This is a genomic window from Spiroplasma endosymbiont of Dasysyrphus albostriatus, assembly GCF_964019495.1.
In the GTDB taxonomy this organism is placed as follows: Bacteria; Bacillota_I; Bacilli_A; order Mycoplasmatales; family VBWQ01; genus Spiroplasma_E.
This window is the reverse complement of the sequence record NZ_OZ026447.1, coordinates 331,551-348,652: the sequence shown is the minus strand read 5'-3', so window position 1 is coordinate 348,652 and position 17,102 is coordinate 331,551. Positions and strand designations below refer to the sequence as shown.

24 protein-coding genes are annotated in these 17,102 nt (G+C 22.8%); 18 read left to right on the top strand and 6 right to left on the bottom strand.

Annotated features, from left to right (window positions below):
- Positions 1-260 precede the first annotated feature (260 nt).
- The 10 genes from AACL11_RS02215 to AACL11_RS02170 all read left to right on the top strand — a co-directional run bounded on the left by AACL11_RS02215 (position 261) and on the right by AACL11_RS02170 (position 4,351).
- Positions 261-551 carry a hypothetical protein gene (locus tag AACL11_RS02215; protein ID WP_338987971.1) on the top strand — a complete coding sequence of 97 codons (291 nt, stop codon included), beginning with the start codon at positions 261-263 and terminating at the stop codon, positions 549-551.
- Positions 552-553: 2 nt separating this feature from the next.
- Complete coding sequence (locus AACL11_RS02210) at positions 554-1,018, top strand: hypothetical protein (protein WP_338987427.1); 465 nt, start codon at positions 554-556, stop codon at positions 1,016-1,018.
- A gap of 2 nt (positions 1,019-1,020) precedes the next feature.
- Positions 1,021-1,314 carry a hypothetical protein gene (locus AACL11_RS02205; RefSeq protein WP_338986729.1) on the top strand — a complete coding sequence of 98 codons (294 nt, stop codon included), beginning with the start codon at positions 1,021-1,023 and terminating at the stop codon, positions 1,312-1,314.
- A 405-nt stretch (positions 1,315-1,719) separates the two neighbouring features.
- On the top strand, positions 1,720-1,956 hold the full coding sequence (locus AACL11_RS02200) for a hypothetical protein (RefSeq protein ID WP_174480108.1): 237 nt from the start codon (positions 1,720-1,722) through the stop codon (positions 1,954-1,956).
- Between the two features lie 12 nt (positions 1,957-1,968).
- On the top strand, positions 1,969-2,166 hold the full coding sequence (locus AACL11_RS02195; RefSeq protein WP_338979823.1) for a hypothetical protein: 198 nt from the start codon (positions 1,969-1,971) through the stop codon (positions 2,164-2,166).
- A gap of 219 nt (positions 2,167-2,385) precedes the next feature.
- Positions 2,386-3,198 (top strand): hypothetical protein, encoded by an 813-nt coding sequence (locus AACL11_RS02190; RefSeq protein ID WP_338986726.1) that lies wholly within the window; start codon positions 2,386-2,388, stop codon positions 3,196-3,198.
- A gap of 16 nt (positions 3,199-3,214) precedes the next feature.
- The gene (locus AACL11_RS02185; protein WP_174480221.1) at positions 3,215-3,373 is read left to right on the top strand and encodes a hypothetical protein; all 159 of its coding nucleotides are present in this window, start codon (positions 3,215-3,217) and stop codon (positions 3,371-3,373) included.
- 39 nt (positions 3,374-3,412) lie between these two features.
- Positions 3,413-3,601 (top strand): hypothetical protein, encoded by a 189-nt coding sequence (locus AACL11_RS02180; protein ID WP_174480113.1) that lies wholly within the window; start codon positions 3,413-3,415, stop codon positions 3,599-3,601.
- A gap of 15 nt (positions 3,602-3,616) precedes the next feature.
- Entirely contained in the window at positions 3,617-3,994 is a 378-nt protein-coding gene (locus AACL11_RS02175) for a hypothetical protein (protein ID WP_338987432.1), read from the top strand.
- Positions 3,995-4,012: 18 nt separating this feature from the next.
- Positions 4,013-4,351, top strand: coding sequence for a hypothetical protein (locus tag AACL11_RS02170; protein WP_338987970.1), 339 nt, complete (start codon positions 4,013-4,015; stop codon positions 4,349-4,351).
- On the opposite strand, the gene AACL11_RS02165 is transcribed toward AACL11_RS02170, so the two are convergent.
- Both AACL11_RS02165 and AACL11_RS02160 read right to left on the bottom strand, forming a co-directional pair.
- Positions 4,344-4,844, bottom strand: a complete 501-nt coding sequence (locus AACL11_RS02165; protein WP_338988468.1) for an IS630 family transposase — start codon at positions 4,842-4,844, stop codon at positions 4,344-4,346. The two genes, AACL11_RS02170 and AACL11_RS02165, sit on opposite strands and share 8 nt — an antisense overlap.
- 28 nt (positions 4,845-4,872) lie before the next feature.
- The gene (locus AACL11_RS02160; RefSeq protein ID WP_338973555.1) at positions 4,873-5,232 is read right to left on the bottom strand and encodes a helix-turn-helix domain-containing protein; all 360 of its coding nucleotides are present in this window, start codon (positions 5,230-5,232) and stop codon (positions 4,873-4,875) included.
- Between the two features lie 49 nt (positions 5,233-5,281).
- Here AACL11_RS02160 and AACL11_RS02155 point away from each other — a divergent pair, with 49 nt between their 5' ends.
- From AACL11_RS02155 to AACL11_RS02125, 7 genes are read left to right on the top strand one after another with little or no spacing between them, the layout of a single operon-like run.
- The gene (locus AACL11_RS02155; RefSeq protein WP_338987969.1) at positions 5,282-6,211 is read left to right on the top strand and encodes a hypothetical protein; all 930 of its coding nucleotides are present in this window, start codon (positions 5,282-5,284) and stop codon (positions 6,209-6,211) included.
- A 15-nt stretch (positions 6,212-6,226) separates the two neighbouring features.
- Entirely contained in the window at positions 6,227-7,924 is a 1,698-nt protein-coding gene (locus AACL11_RS02150; RefSeq protein ID WP_338987852.1) for a hypothetical protein, read from the top strand.
- Between the two features lie 3 nt (positions 7,925-7,927).
- Complete coding sequence (locus tag AACL11_RS02145; RefSeq protein ID WP_338987968.1) at positions 7,928-9,031, top strand: hypothetical protein; 1,104 nt, start codon at positions 7,928-7,930, stop codon at positions 9,029-9,031.
- Positions 9,000-10,547 (top strand): hypothetical protein, encoded by a 1,548-nt coding sequence (locus AACL11_RS02140; protein WP_338987966.1) that lies wholly within the window; start codon positions 9,000-9,002, stop codon positions 10,545-10,547. Before AACL11_RS02145 ends, AACL11_RS02140 begins: the two co-directional genes overlap by 32 nt.
- A 4-nt stretch (positions 10,548-10,551) precedes the next feature.
- Positions 10,552-10,674, top strand: coding sequence for a hypothetical protein (locus AACL11_RS02135; protein WP_338973392.1), 123 nt, complete (start codon positions 10,552-10,554; stop codon positions 10,672-10,674).
- A gap of 16 nt (positions 10,675-10,690) precedes the next feature.
- Entirely contained in the window at positions 10,691-11,932 is a 1,242-nt protein-coding gene (locus AACL11_RS02130; RefSeq protein ID WP_338986711.1) for a hypothetical protein, read from the top strand.
- Positions 11,883-13,898 carry a hypothetical protein gene (locus tag AACL11_RS02125; RefSeq protein ID WP_338987965.1) on the top strand — a complete coding sequence of 672 codons (2,016 nt, stop codon included), beginning with the start codon at positions 11,883-11,885 and terminating at the stop codon, positions 13,896-13,898. Before AACL11_RS02130 ends, AACL11_RS02125 begins: the two co-directional genes overlap by 50 nt.
- 1 nt (position 13,899) lies before the next feature.
- Here the strand turns inward: AACL11_RS02125 and AACL11_RS02120 are convergent, their stop codons facing one another.
- The 3 genes from AACL11_RS02120 to AACL11_RS02110 all read right to left on the bottom strand — a co-directional run bounded on the left by AACL11_RS02120 (position 13,900) and on the right by AACL11_RS02110 (position 15,806).
- The gene (locus AACL11_RS02120; protein ID WP_338987964.1) at positions 13,900-14,100 is read right to left on the bottom strand and encodes a hypothetical protein; all 201 of its coding nucleotides are present in this window, start codon (positions 14,098-14,100) and stop codon (positions 13,900-13,902) included.
- Positions 14,046-14,195, bottom strand: a complete 150-nt coding sequence (locus tag AACL11_RS02115) for a hypothetical protein (protein ID WP_338987962.1) — start codon at positions 14,193-14,195, stop codon at positions 14,046-14,048. Before AACL11_RS02115 ends, AACL11_RS02120 begins: the two co-directional genes overlap by 55 nt.
- A 150-nt stretch (positions 14,196-14,345) precedes the next feature.
- On the bottom strand, positions 14,346-15,806 hold the full coding sequence (locus tag AACL11_RS02110) for a hypothetical protein (RefSeq protein WP_338987961.1): 1,461 nt from the start codon (positions 15,804-15,806) through the stop codon (positions 14,346-14,348).
- A gap of 49 nt (positions 15,807-15,855) precedes the next feature.
- Between AACL11_RS02110 and AACL11_RS02105 the strand changes: the two genes are divergently transcribed.
- Complete coding sequence (locus AACL11_RS02105; protein WP_338987959.1) at positions 15,856-16,743, top strand: IS630 family transposase; 888 nt, start codon at positions 15,856-15,858, stop codon at positions 16,741-16,743.
- Here AACL11_RS02105 and AACL11_RS02100 read toward each other — a convergent pair.
- Positions 16,736-17,065 carry a hypothetical protein gene (locus AACL11_RS02100; protein ID WP_338987957.1) on the bottom strand — a complete coding sequence of 110 codons (330 nt, stop codon included), beginning with the start codon at positions 17,063-17,065 and terminating at the stop codon, positions 16,736-16,738. The two genes, AACL11_RS02105 and AACL11_RS02100, sit on opposite strands and share 8 nt — an antisense overlap.
- Between the last annotated feature and the right edge of the window lie 37 nt (positions 17,066-17,102).

The window sequence follows — 17,102 nt, the reverse complement described above, 5'->3', positions numbered from 1 at the left end:
TGCTGGAATGAATAAAACTAATAGTATTAATAATATAAAAATAAAAATATATATTCTGTTGCTTGTAGCATAAAGAATATATTAGAAAGAACTATTATGAAAAAGTATTTTTGTTGAACATGTAAACAACATAAATTAGATTATTTATTCTTTAATACTAATGATATAAAAACAAGAAAAAACTTTTTAAGAGACAAAAACGGTAAAGCAATTTGTTATGACTGTATCTTAAATGTTAAGTTAAGTAGGGGGTATAAATAATGAATAAAGAAAAACCATTTGCTGTTAAAGACCAAGAAATTATTAATGAATATAATAAAAAACGTAGTAAAGAAATAACAGAAGAACATTTAAATAATATAGAAAAATTAAGAGAAGTTTTTAAAAAAGAAGTAATTAATGAATATAAAGAAAAATTAATTAAATATTTAATTAATAATAGAGCAAATGCTTATAATGGAAAACAATTTTTATTATCTTCAAATAGAGACCCAAATATAAAAGGTATTGATGAATTAATTAAAAGAATTAAAAATGGAGACTTTGATTAATAATGCAATATGACTTAATTATTGGAATTGACCCTGCTGGAATTGGTAATAATGGAATGGTTATATATTCAAGTGAAACTAATAATATTGTTTTTAATGAAACATTCAATACATTAACTGTTTTATGAACTAAAAATATTTATAAAGAAAAATTTCAATTAATTAAAGAAAAATTTATTGATAAAAAAATATTAGTTATTGTAGAAAATTTCTTTTTAAGTTCAAAACAATTATTAACTAATCCATTAGCAACCCCTAAAATTATTGGTGCATTAATGGTATTAGTACAAGATGTTATAAATTGAGATTATCTAGAAAGTGAACCAAAAAATAAAACTAAAATAGAAAATTATAAAGGAAATATAAAATTAACAAAACATGAACAAGATGCTTATAAACATATTCAATATTATTTAAAAAATCATAAAAAAATATTAATTTTTGATAATTATTTAAGGAAATTATAAAAATGAAAGATAAAACAAATTATGTCAAATTAACAGTAAAACTTAGTAACACTATTGAAGCAAAATATTACGAAAAAGGTAATAAAGAATTATATTATAGTGTTCGTGGTCAATGAAATGGATTAAACTATGTTACTTTAATTTTTAATAAACCAAAACTTTATAGACGCTGTATTTTATTAAACAAAAACGATGAAATTATAGTAACTGGTGAAATCTTTAATACTTTAAATATTAAAAAAAATCGTGCATTTTGTTCAATTAATGTTAAATGATTTAAAAAATGAAAGGAATAACTAATGAATAAATGTGAACATGAAAATGTAAGTATTGAATTAATATTTAGATGTGATAATTGTAAAGCTGTTCAATTTCAACATCCAAAGGAGAGTAAATAATGAAAATGTGTATTGATTGTAAAGAAAATTATAATTGACCAAATTGTAAAAATTGTTTTAAAACTAATGATAATAAAAATTAAAAAAAATAATAAATGTGGTTATGGTAGAGTTTTTGCTCATAAATGTAATAACTTATGTAAACAAAAACAAAATAAAAGAGTTAGGAAAGAGAGATTAAATTATGAATAAAGAAAAACTAATTAATCATATTAATAATTTAATTAAATTAGAACCAGAACGTAGAACTGATGTAACTTTATTTATTTTAAAGGAATTAATTGAAAATGGAGAATTTGATTAATGATAATATTGCCTACTTTGTTTGAAAATAAAGATGAAATTGAAATATTATCACCATTTCCAAAAGCAATTCATACAAGTAATGATATTAGAGCAATTATTTTAAGACAATATCCAAATGTTAAATCAAAACACATAATTGTTTCTGACCCCGAAAGTAATGTTGCATTAATAGTTGGTGATAATGATGTTTATCAAGGTTGAATTAAAGTAACAATTAAAAAATTAGAAAATTAAAGGAGATTAAATATGACTAAACGCGAATTTTTAATTAAATGAAATGTAGATGAAAAATTATTTTTTATTGATAATGTTGAATTTTTACATTCAGATACACATATAATTTTTAATTGAAATGATGATTATTGAAGCATTGATTATCATTCAAAAGAGATGAAAAAATTTATAGAACTATTAAATGATTTAAAACAAATTAAAGGAGAATAAATAAATGCAGAAGGAAAAAATTAAAATTAGAAATTATGAATTTGAATTAAATTCTTATGTAGTAGATTCCTTATTAGATGTTATAAGAGAACTGATAAAAACAAATTAAAGGAGAATAGAAAATGCCAATATTCAAATTAGACTTAATAAATAAAAAATTTGAAAAATGAGATGAAAATGACCAAAAATGGGAAAAAATTAAAAACAAGGAGACTAAAAATGGAAACAAATAATTATACTTTAACTAAATTAATTAGAACTGGAATAAGTCCAATTTGTGCAATGATTGGTACAAGTGCTTATTATGGTCAAGTAATGAACAATTCACTATTAGGTTCAATTAATAGTTTATTATTTGGTAAAAAATTAGGTTTAGATATTTGAAATTTAAATCAAAGACCAAATACTAAAACTAAGTTAATTAATAGTAGTAAAAAAATATTATTAGGTTTAGGAACAATTGGTTTAGCAAATTATAGTAAATGAACAGAAAGTAATATTAGTCCTATTATTCCAACAACACCAATTCCAATAACTACTACAACTACAACAGAAGGTCCTCCATGATTACTATTAAATAAACAAGAAAATCAGTCATTAATGGACTGAGATACATATATTAGTTTAAATGCTTATGGTATTTCAAATCTTATTAGTGGATTAACTGAGTTAATACCTAATAAATTTGAAACAATAAGAAAGATTTGTAATATGGCAACTGGTGGATGTTTAATATCAAGTGGTGTAGCAATGGGAATTAATAATGATTTTAATAATGCTTATGCAGTACCTACTATTATTGCTGGTGCAAGTGAAATAATCCATAATTTACTACCTATGGAAACTACAAATCATATTCAAGAAATGCAAGAAACATCATTTAATGATGAAACTGCAAGATTAGTAAATGATAATAGATTCACAATTAATAGTGAAACAACTAGTCAATACGGTAGTGATAATATGAGCGAAGTAGCATTAAATCACGATAATGCTTCATTAAATTGAGATTATAATCACATGAGTTTATAAAGGAGGTGAGTAATTTATGAATAAAGAAAAATTAATTGAATATTATAATCACGAAATAAAAACACATAAAGAAAGGATGGAACAATTAAATAAAGAAATTTCTTTATTAGTAACTATTATAAGTAATTCACAATCAATGATTGAAAGAATTAATGGTGGGCAATTTGATGAATAATCAAAAATAAACAATAAATAGTTGAAAGGAAAATTTGAAATGAAAGAATTTTTACATGAATTAATAATTATCGGAACAAGTGTTGGAACATTAATTTGCAGAGAAATTATTGTTTTATTAAAAAGATTTATCACAACTCCAAAACATGTTAGAGCAAATAACAAAATTATAAAACATCAAAAAAAATTAGCAAAATTAAATGAAAAAATTAATAAAGAAAATAAATAAAAAGTGGTGATGTAAATGTTAGAAAATGAAAATAATGTTCAACAAACAACTGAACCTTTAACTGAAAATAATGCTTCTTCACAAGAAATAGAAAATAAAGTTAATGAAGCAGAAAATAAGTTAAATAAACTTAATCAAGAAATTAAAGAAAAAGAAATGATTAATATATTTAAAAAATATCAAGTTAAAACTGAATTTTATGATTTTTTAAAATTTAAAACAAGTAATCTAGAAAATTCAAAAATTGAAGAAACTATTAAAAAAATGATTAAAGAACAACCAGTATTTAAACAAACAATTAATACAGGTGGCAATAAACAAATAATTATTAATAATAAAACAAATGATAAAGAAAATTTTTTAATTAATTATAAAAAGAAAAATTATTTATAAACGAAAGGAAGAAATAAAATGTCAGTACCATTTAATCAAAATTTAGACAATACAGAGAGATTAGTAGAAGCACCAGAATTTATAGAATTTTTTAAAATTTCAAATAGTCCATGGGCAAACTTTTTTCCTACTGAAATTGTTGATTCAGTAAATATTGAATTTATTGTTAAAAAACCAAAAAAACCAGAAGTTAAGATTATTGCTTGAGATGATAAAAGTAAAAGATATGAATTACCATATGTTGATACAGATAAAATTAGTAAAAAAATAACTAAAAAATATCTTGCAGGAGAAATTATTGCAGATGTAGATTTAAATGCAAATAATGGACAAAATTTATTAGATATAGCTAACTAAAGTAATGTTTACTCATATCTTGAAAAACAAAATCAATCGCGTTTTTAATATTTGGTCAATAATTTGGTAATATTTTTCTTATATTATGTTTTATAGCAAATCAAAAATGTTCAATTGGATTTAAATTAGGAGAATATGGTGGAAGAAATAATAGTTTGCATCCAGCATTTTCAATTAATTGTTTTGTTGCTTTAGATTTATGAAACGTCGCATTATCTAAAACTATAATTTGTCCACACTTTAATACTGGAATTAGTATATTTTTAACATATGATTCAAAAATTTTACTATTGCAATGTCCTTCAAATGCTCATAGAGCTTTTAATTTACCTTTATTTAGTGCACCAATTATACTCATTCTCTTTATTTTATATGCAGGTTTATTATCAAATAATCTTTTACCTTTTTCAGACCAACCATATTTATAAAATTCATTATCATCAATTCCAGATTCATCAATATATACCAAATCTTCATTCATTATTTTCGCTATTTCTTTTAAAAAATCTTCTTGTTTATTTTTATCTCTTTGTTCATATAGAAAAGTTTTTTTTATATGTATAATTTAGTTTTTTGAAATAGTTATAAACTGTTTCTTTTGTCATATCACCAAATTTTTCAATTACTTTTTGAACTGTAACATCTTTATTTTCTGCTAAATAATTTTTTAATTCATCTAAATCCTTTATTTTGTGGCTATGTCCTTTTTGATAATTCAAAATTGGTTTTATATTTCCGGTTTTTTGCTTTCTTTTTCTTCATAAAAATAAAGTCTTTCTAGTGATATTGAACACTTTACAAATTTCTTTAATTTTCATGTTTTTACTTTCATAAACTTCTATTACTTTTCTTCGTAAGTCCTCACTGTATGGTTTTGGCATAATTTAATCTTCCTAATCTATTTTAATTATTGCTGAATTATACTTGTAAGTGCAAGAATTGTTTAAATTACATATTATTATTTTACATTATTTATGAGTAAACATTACTTTCGTTAGCTATAGTATGCAATATGAAGTTGCAAATGATTTAGCAGATAAATTAGCAATTGATGATACAGAAGCAATTGCAAAATCTGCTACTAAAATAGATATTGAAGATACAACACCAATAGGATATTTAAAATCAATGTTATCTGCTTGAAATACTTTGTTTCAATTTAGAAACATTGCAAATAGTAAATTTTTTATTACTAATGGTCTTTATGATAGTTTAGTTTATTTAGCAGATAATAAAGGTTTAATCACCGATAATCAGTTAGCGCAACAATTACGTTTAAATGGAAATAATTTATATGTAAAAGGTGTATTATGTGAAATCGTTCTTGATGATTATATGATTTTTACTAATGATAAAAATGAACAACAACTAATGACTTTTGTTTTAGCAACACCAAGAGCAATGAAAAGATACATGTTAGAAAGAACAATTATTTATGTAGACTTTATTAAAGATGCTAAAGCAGGAAGAGCATATAAAGTTGCTGGTGAAGTTGTTGGAGAATCAATACCTTATATTTCCAATAATGAAACAACATCAAGATGAATGTTATGCGGAATTATTAAAACAGAGAAAACTGATTTAAAAACTAAAATTACAAATTTAACAACTAATATTACTGCAAATGTTAATAACAATAATAGTGAATTAAATACACAAATAAAAAGTACAGATGAACTTAAATCATTAAATCCAAATTTAACAAATCCAACTATTAAATATTTTAGTGATGCACAAGGGAAAACTAATGTAAGTAATCAAAAACAAAAAGCAGGTGACTTATATATAACTATTACTGCAAATGTTAATGACTTAAATTATAAAGGAACAACTAATCCTATTAAAATAACTCTTAAATAAAGGAAATTAAATGCCATGCCAATTGGTACAACTAGTACAGCAATACTTTTAAACATAAATAAACCAAAACATACTAGAATAAGTAAACAACAAGAAAATAAAAGTTTTTGATGAGAAATTTTAGAAATGATTGGTGTACAAGTTATAGCAGTAGCACTTGCTCCTTTTACTGGTGGATTAAGTGAAAGTTTTGCACTTGGATTAGGTGCTAGTGATTTAGTTGCTAGTATTAGTGCTGTTGGTGTAGAGTTTTTAACTGATTTTACTATTAATCAAGTTTATGATTATTTAAAAGGAAATGTAACAAAATTAAATACTTTCTTTAATATACTTCCTGCATTTGCTGGACTTAATAAAATTAGTCGTGGTTATCGTACAACTAAATTTATTAAATTAGCACAAAAAACTAAAACATTAGAACAAGTTGGAATTAAAGAAGTAAAAAACTTACAAGAAATTATTAGTCAAGTAAGTGGAAAAGAAATTTTAACAGATAAAATTATTGGTAATAAACGTTATTTAATGAATTATAGTTTTACTCCTAATCGTGAAACAGTATTACGAGATTTAGGTTATGTTGCTGAAAGACAATATAAGAATAATTTTCAAAAACTAGAAACAGAAAAATTAATGGAACACTTATTATTACAAAATATATTAATAAAATTAAGTCCACAATTAACTCCTAAATTTAAAATTAAAGATATCGAAAAAGCAAATAACTTTTTAAAAAAATTTAATACTGATTTAAAAAAAGTACTATCTATGAACCAACATGATTGATTAAATTTAGTTCATACAATACATACAGAAAATAGATATGGTAAATCTTTAATTTTGGATTTACAAAAAATTCGTGCAAATGCTATTAAATTTAATTTTAAAAATAATGTTATTCATCAACTTGTTTTAAAAGCAAATAAAACTTTTAAATATTTTGATATTAGATTTTATTTAAAAAAAGGTTTAAATAAATTTTGAAAAGATACACCATATTTTGAAAAAATACGAGAAAGTATATATAAATTACAAGAAAAATTTGAAAAGTTAGAAAAACAAGTATTTGAAAAAATTAATAAATTAAAAGAAAAAGCAACTGATTTATTTACTAGTGCAGAGAAAAGAGCAATTAAACATGCACAATTAATTCCATTAAATTCACCAGTATTTATGGGTTGTAAAATTCAACCTTTATCATTAGATAAATGTGCAATTACTATTTATCATCGTAATCCTAAGTATAAACCAATTACAGTTGTTGATAGTATTCTTAAAGCAAAAACTTTTGTTACTCAAATACATCCATTTCATTGATATCGTTGATATAGTGGTTGATACATTGGTTATGGTGTTAATCATAATAAATGATTAAAAGCAATAGCATTTGCTCCACCAGTGGTTCAACAAGTAATTAGAGATAGTTTTAAAGTATATAGAGAAATATTTAGAATAGTAAGAACTTATCATAAAGTAGTAAATGTTATTAATAATCCTATTGAAAATATTAATAAATCATTTAAAAGTGTTGGTTTAAAATTTTCAGTTAATACTTTATTTGGCACTGGACTATTACATCATTTAGAAAAATTTGCATATAGTCAAGTTGTAAAAAAAGGTAAGAAAAAGTTACAAAAAGAAATTATCCATATATCACATAGAAAAACTAAAACAAAAACTAAGCATTATAAAAAAGCATTTTTTAAGGAATGATAAATTATGATTAATAAACTTTGAACTGATGTCAGTCTTGAAAATTATAATAACTGATATCCATTAACTGGAAAAATTACAGAAACCCCACAGCAATATATACAGACATGACCTAATGTTAATGATTGATTTAAAACTTTTGCTATTCGTGCTCAAAATGATATTAATGCTTATCTTGATTTTATTTTATCTAAATTTCCTTTTGATAGTTTTAAAGATGAATTAATTAAAGAAACATTAAGAGATATGGTTTATGTAATGGTTGAACATTGAGTATTTAATCGTACACCAATTGAATTTAATGTTGATGCTACTATTCAATTTAATAATGGTAGTCAATTTAGTGCAAATAGTACTCCTACGATTAATGTTTGAGATTTAGCACCTAGTAGAATGAAAATATGAGCAAGATTAACAGAATTAAAACAAATATTTTCAAGTTATAATGATGATGAAATAGATATTGAAAAAATTGACTTAAAAGCATTTTATACTAGAAATCAAGTTGATGAATTAATTGAACAACAAAAAGAATTTACATTATCAAAACAAATTAAATTATATGATGATTTAGTTGATGATAATGAAAATGAAATATATAGAGGTCCTGTTAGTAAATTTGTTAATAAAGGTTATGTTGCAACAGATTATGATAAAGAAACTGAAACAATGATTTTAGATTGACCAGATGAAATTGGAACATTACCACCAGAAGCATTACAAAATAATCCACAAATTGGTGATTATACACATGCACCAACTTGTGATTTTTCTGCTAAACAACAAAAACGAATTACTACAAATGAAAATGAAATTACCAAATTAAATACTGAATTAATTAAAGCAAATGAAAATATTAATGATGTTAAAAATAATTGATTTAATATTGAAACTAGTCCTTTATGAAAGAAAGTTAAAAATGAAAATATTAAAACAGATACATGATGTATTATTGATTGAACATATTATTTTATCGATAGTAAACAACTTATTATAAGTAATAATAAATTAACTAAATCTAATATAAGAATTACTAATAGTCAAATAGAACAAAAGCAAATAATAATTGAAAATATTGATGTTAATATTGATAAAGTTTATTGCTACTAATAACACAAAAAAGTATAAACCAATAATTCATAATATATATCAATATCAAGGAATAGGTACACCAACTGAATTTATAGCAGAAGAAAATACTGAACGTGATTATTATACAAAAATAGAAACTAATAATTTATTAGATAAAAAACAAAATAAATTAATTGCTGGTACTAATATAACTATTGATGAAAATAATAAAATTAGTGCTACTGGTGGTAGTGGTGAATCATTATGAGAAGTAGACTCTAATTCGCCTAATATTATTCAACCTAAAGAAAAAAGATTAATTACTGCTAATAATAAAAGAATTGTTTATATTGGTGAACCAGAACAAGAAAAAGATGCAACTACAAAAAAATATGTTGATGAAAAAATTGACAAAAAACAAAATAAATTATTATTGATAAATGAAAATATGACATATGGAGAATTAAAATATAATAAATTACCAACTGGTCAATTTGGTGATGATTTAGGAATACCACCTAATAAAGTTATTAAACAATGAATTAGTGAAAGTGTAAATAAAAAACAAGATAAAATAGATAATTTACAAGATAAGATTTTTAATAATAAAGATGATAAAGATAGTACTACAAGATTAGTTAATGAAGTTATTAAAACTAATGTTGGTGGAAAAACTTTAATTTATAGAAATAATCCTAATATAACTGATGATTTAGATATTCCAAATAAAAAATATATTGATGATAAAATAGATAAAAAGCAAGATAAAGAAAATTGAGTTGTAATAGGAAATAGAGTTGATAATAGAACATGAGATAATTTTGATATTCAACTTAATAAAACATATCGGGTATTTATAACATGACACAGAAATGCACCTGAACAAAATGGTTATCCATTAATGTTATTGTTTAAATCAGCAAAAGCAGTTGGAACTGGTACATGAACTCTTTTAATTGGTAAAATTGATAATAAAGATGCTTCTTTAATTCTTAAGGCTGATTATACTAAATCTAATAAGTGAAGTTTATTTATTAAATGTGAAATTGATGGTGGTGCTATATTTAGTTTTGAAGAATTAAAAGAAAATACTTATCAAATTAAAAGCAATACATTAGATATTACTTCACCAAATGTAATTAATATAGATAAACCAATTAAAATTAGTTCAAAAAGTTTAGAAACTAATGAAATAGAAGAAAATATTTGAGATATTGAATTAAAAAATAATCCAACACCAATTCCAAGTGGTTCAAATTGAAAAGAAGTAGGAACAAGAGAAAAAAATAAATGAGATAATTGACAAATTACTTATGATTTTCAAGAGAATAAACATTATAGAGTTTATTATTCTTGAAGTATATATAATCCAGTTTATACTATTCAAGAATTTATTATAACTAATAAAAAAATTGCTGGTGTACAAATACAAACCTTTAATGATAGTGCTAATATAGTAATTTTATCAGTTCAACATGCAAAATTGATTACTATTTATACTGTAAAAGGTAATTTAAAAGGTAATGTATGAAAATTAGAAGAATTACAGGAATAATATTATGTTTTTTAAAATAATAAAAATTATTTTAGGTTTAATAGGAGTTTTATTATCTTCTGCAACAGCAGGTTTAATTATATTTATTATAGTAAAAATTGTATTAAAAATTAATCAAATATTTTAGAAAGGTGGTGAATATTATGTTAAATCCATTTAAGAGAAAAGAAAAAAGTAATATTAGTGATAATCAAAATGAAAAAGTAAAATTTTTAAATAATAAAAATAAAAGTACACATGCTTCCATTTTAAATTATTTTGGTTTTAATGATTTTAATCATGAAACTTATTTTACTGATTTTGTAGCAGAAAATAATGCTAATTTATATAATGCTCCATTAGATATTAATAATGAAACTATTAAACAATATTTAATTAAACAAGAGTTTTATAGAAAAAATTGAAATTCTATTTTTAAATTAAGTAAATTAGGAATTAGTGGTTATTTAATTTTTATTGCTAATGATGATTTATATTTTCAAGTAGTAGATATCCAACAAAGAGTTTATGATATTACTGGTAAATTAATTCAATGTACTATTTTTTATGATAGTTATCAACAAAATGCACAAATTGTAAGATTATTTGAAGTTTATACATTAAATAATGAACAAGTAACTATTAATCGTGCAATTTATAGTATTAGTGATAATAAAAAACAATTTCCATTAGATTTTAGAACATATAGTAATAATCCTAATTTAGCACAAGAACAAACACTAAATATTAACTATATACCAATAGCAATTATGCGAAATAAAGCAAATGAGTTAGCAGATTGTGATAAAGTAATGGATAAAATTAAAGCATTAGATGTTATTTATGAACAAATTGTTTTAGATACCATTTTAAATTCACCTAAATTTATATTTAGTCAAACTTATGGTAATGTTCAATCAGCATTAGAAGAAGCAGTAAGAACTTTGGTTACTAAAAACTACATATTTAAAAGTGGTGGAGATAATAATGAACAAAACGAAAATATCAATATGACAAATAGCAACTTTAAAGGTAAAAACTTAACTGATATATATGATTGAAATGTTAATGAAATATTTAAACGTTGTGGTATTCATATACCAAGTCAAAAGAAATCTGCACAACAATCAGTACCCGAAAGTACAGCAGTAAATATTTCAACCATTAATTATATTGAACAAAAATTATGACAATTTAATATTGATATTCTTAAATTTATTCAAATATTAGTACGTTTAGATAAAGATTTATTAAATAGTAAAACATTTAATATTAATGATGACCAAGAAATTAATAATTTAATAGTTAAATTAAAATTATTTAATCCCGAAAATAACCAATTAATAGGAGAGAACAATGGAAAACAACAACAAACCACAAACGAAGTTTCCACAGAAACAAACTAAACTTAATCAAGCAGAAGTAGAAAATGATTATTTAATTGATAATATTCCTTATGACTTTACTAATCTTATGAGTAGCAAAGGTGACCCTGAGCTTAAAAGAGCATATGATGAATTTAAACTAAGAACTTTATATATTTATGAAATTGAACGTTTATTTAAAAATAATGAAAATAATACTTTAAAATTTTCAGCAAATACTATTAAAATAGGTTTTATTGATATTGATAAGGTATTAAAAACTACTGCTGCTGAAACATCAGACTTTACTATGCAATTAAATCAAAGAGCTAGCACAAATATTAATGATAATACAATTGAATATAGTATGACTGATATTAAAAATTTAATATTTCAAGAAATAAATTTATTAAATCAATTTAAATTATATGCAGTTTCAATTAATGAACCTTTAAGTGAAAATAATATTGATAATTTATATATCATTAATAATTATTCTCAACCTTATCAAAATCCAAAAACTAGAAGTACTAAAAGTATTACTATTATTAAAATTAAAGATTTTAAAACAAGAGATGGTTATCCAATCATTATTAAATTACAAAAACCATTAGATAAAGATACAAAAGTAACTGGTTTAAAAATTAAAGCTCCTAGAAGCATGATTTTTGGCAATATAAAGGTACTTGGTGAAGTTGACAATATGGAAGTATACCCAAAGTTATTTGTCAAAGATAAGATAGCATTTCCGCTATTATCAATGCCTATTGAAACTCAACCAAAAGTTAGAATACTAGAACAATGATTTAGTGAACAAATATTACCTTGAAATTTAGCAAAACAATTTATAGGACAAGAAAAATCAGTTTTAGATTTAATTGCTATTGGTGGTGGAAGTGAAACAAGAAAAGAAATTATTAATAATGCAAGAGTAACTAATGCTAAAATTGGTTATGATGTTACTAAAAATTCAAAAGTATGACCCTTATCTGATGAACTAGAATTAAAAGATACAAAATTAGAATCATGATTTTTAGCAGGTAACTATAATTTATTTATTTCTACAACTAATAAATTTCATGATGTTGAATTAGAAATAAAAGATAGACCACCAATTGATAGTTTACAAAAAGTATTATTAGACATGCTAACTTATACGTATAATTATAATCGTAATTTTGATGGATTTAAGCCAAATGATTTAACTTCTAAAATTGCTGAATTACGTGCAAAATTTGAAGGACAAAAATCTGATGATGTAATTACTAATTTATTTAAGCAGTGAAAATTAGATTATCCAAATTATATTAATTTACCACAAGTTCAAATATTTAAAAAAATAATTATTATGTTATCTAACAATATTGCTTCAAGTATGTCAATAAATAAAGGTTTAAATGATGATAATAAAATTTTATTACCATATTATTTTGAATTAAAATCTAATCCAATACATCCGAGTAGTGAAGAAATTTGACAATTTAAAGATGCAAAAGTTATATTAAAATCTGAGTATTTTGATTTTACAGATATAAACAATATTAAATTAAAAAATCATGATATTAGTCAAAATGAATTATTTAAGTTAGATGATAATCAATTTAACTGATTGTCTATTACAAACGAATTAGAAAGTAATAATATACCATCATTAATTCCTGCTGATTGAACATTAGGTAATGGTGAATATGGTAAATATTTTACAAGAGCAATTATTAATAAAACCAAAATTGAAAATGCTTTGAATTTGTATGGTTCAAATAAATCACAATTATTTTCAAAATTAGAATTTTATAAAGAAATTTCACAAATTGATAATAATAGTGAATTTGAATTGCAAATTGAAAATCCGATTAATAACTTAAATCGGATTGAAATTAGTGGAATATTTAGTTCTGGAAATTATGATTTAATTTTATTAACTGATAAGCAAGAAATAAATTTAACTAATATTACTTTATTTGATAAATACAACGAAAATATCTCTTATATTAACTTGGAAATTTAGACTATTTGTTAAAATAACCATCAGGATATTTACCATCTCATTTTATATCTCCTTGATGTCTTGGTTTAATATCAAAATATAAATCTATTTTATGATAATCTCCACTTTTATGTGACCATATAATTGCTCCTTTACCACCAACAATTTTTATACGGTCATAATTATAAAATGATAAATCTTTACTATTTTCATGGGTAAGCACCCCCCCATGATTAATCCTATAGTTCCAGTTGTTGCACCAGTTAGTGCTAATGCTAATGTTATTTTATTTAAATTTGTTTTTATTCATTTTTTCATAATAAATTTCTCCTTTTTTCCTTGATTTTACTTTAAAATTGTACTATTTTTGATTATTTTTACAAGTATGCTTTTAAACGAAAAATAACGCCTAAATGCAAGGCGTTTATTTTGTGATACCTATACTATTAATGATATTAAACTTGTTTATTATATAGCAAATGTGAAGATACTTTTTTTCACAGTAGCATTATTTTTACCCCTAATTACATTTTTATATGGATATAGTGCATAAAATAATGCATCATAAGGGTCTTGATACATACTCTTGTCAGGAATGTTAGTTTTTGTTTCATCATAACGTAATTCTTCTAAACATTGAGTAGTTTTTGGTAAATCATCTTTATTCGCATAAAAATTTCCATAACTCATAATATTTCTCATTCAAACTACTCTATTAGTTAATCCTGCTTCTTGATTTAAATTTGAACCATGTTTAATAGCAGTTTGTGTTATTAAAATAGTATTGTGTTCATCAATTAATTTTTGATTTAATCAATCCATTGCTGTTCTTGCTTTATCATCATAAAAATAAATTGCTTGTTCAAAATTTTCAAAATTATCCATTAATCCTAAAATTTCATTAACATAAGCATTAATTTTTTCATTTTCATTTATAAAGTCATTTGGTGTAACTACTAATTCACAAATAATATAAGCATCATAATAACCAGTATTATTATATTCTTTAAAACCAACTACCATAAATACAGTATGGTCTTTTGGTCCCGTAGCTCAATCAATACCAACACTATAAAAATCAAATTTATACATATCTTTTTCTTGATTATAAAATTGTTTTAAATCATATGATTGTCAATATTTTACTGTTTTTTGAAATGGGAAAATTGTTGCATCACTATCTAAAAATTCAAAACCATAATAAACAGTATTATATTCATCTTCATTACTTTTTTTCATTTCTAATAATTTTCTTTTTTGGATATCCGGTAACTTATCTCAAAATGGTTTAATAGTAAATCTTAAAACAAATAAACCTAAACCACTAAACATGTCTTTATTTTCATAATAAACTTTGCCAATTTTTTTAAGATTTTCCATTACTTCATTATTTAATGGTAAAAATGGCGTACAGTATTTTAAATAAAATGGATGATATTTATCATAAGGATTGCATGTAAAAGTCATAAAAAAGTTTTTATAAAAATAACGAGTAATCTTTTTTCCAAAAGTAGGGCTATATATATTTTTATCAATAAAAGTTCAATTTCATTCTTTAATTGGTTCATTTGACACTTTAATTCTGTTACTTCTAAACATAGATATTTCTAATCGCTCATAGCGATATGTTAATTCTTTATCAGTAAGTGTTTCTTTTTCTTCTGCCATGATTATTTCATCTGTTCTTGAACCTAAAAAACTTGAACCACCTGCTTCTTTTCCAAAAATCTTATTACCATTAGCATAACCAATAAAGTCAATTTGTTGATTATTAGGAAAAATAATACAACCACCATCCTTAGTTATTTTTCATTTAATACCATGTGGATTATTAGGTAATAAATTAATATGATATGTATAGCTAACGAAAGTAATGTTTACTCATAAATAATGTAAAATAATAATATGTAATTTAAACAATTCTTGCACTTACAAGTATAATTCAGCAATAATTAAAATAGATTAGGAAGATTAAATTATGCCAAAACCATACAGTGAGGACTTACGAAGAAAAGTAATAGAAGTTTATGAAAGTAAAAACATGAAAATTAAAGAAATTTGTAAAGTGTTCAATATCACTAGAAAGACTTTATTTTTATGAAGAAAAAGAAAGCAAAAAACCGGAAATATAAAACCAATTTTGAATTATCAAAAAGGACATAGCCACAAAATAAAGGATTTAGATGAATTAAAAAATTATTTAGCAGAAAATAAAGATGTTACAGTTCAAAAAGTAATTGAAAAATTTGGTGATATGACAAAAGAAACAGTTTATAACTATTTCAAAAAACTAAATTATACATATAAAAAAACTTTTCTATATGAACAAAGAGATAAAAATAAACAAGAAGATTTTTTAAAAGAAATAGCGAAAATAATGAATGAAGATTTGGTATATATTGATGAATCTGGAATTGATGATAATGAATTTTATAAATATGGTTGGTCTGAAAAAGGTAAAAGATTATTTGATAATAAACCTGCATATAAAATAAAGAGAATGAGTATAATTGGTGCACTAAATAAAGGTAAATTAAAAGCTCTATGAGCATTTGAAGGACATTGCAATAGTAAAATTTTTGAATCATATGTTAAAAATATACTAATTCCAGTATTAAAGTGTGGACAAATTATAGTTTTAGATAATGCGACGTTTCATAAATCTAAAGCAACAAAACAATTAATTGAAAATGCTGGATGCAAACTATTATTTCTTCCACCATATTCTCCTAATTTAAATCCAATTGAACATTTTTGATTTGCTATAAAACATAATATAAGAAAAATATTACCAAATTATTGACCAAATATTAAAAACGCGATTGATTTTGTTTTTCAAGATATGAGTAAACATTACTTTAGTTAGCTATATCTAATAAAACTTGACAAACATTCATTAAAGCACCAATTGTCGTTTCACTATGAGTATTTTCATAGCGCCTTACTTCTTGAACACTACTATCACTAAAATTACAACATATAAATAAATCAAATGCTAAGCAGTTTCAAGTTTTTCTTGTTCCACGTGCTGTTGGTATAAAACGATAAAAACAATTAGTAGTAAAATATTCTGCTCATTCATCACCAACAAATGCTTTAAAAATATCTCAACTAAAACCATAATTATTATCACTAAAATTAAGATTATATTTTTTATTTAATTGTGCATAACTAGTGATAAAAGCCATATTTACTCCTTAATTAACATATATAAGTTAAAATTAA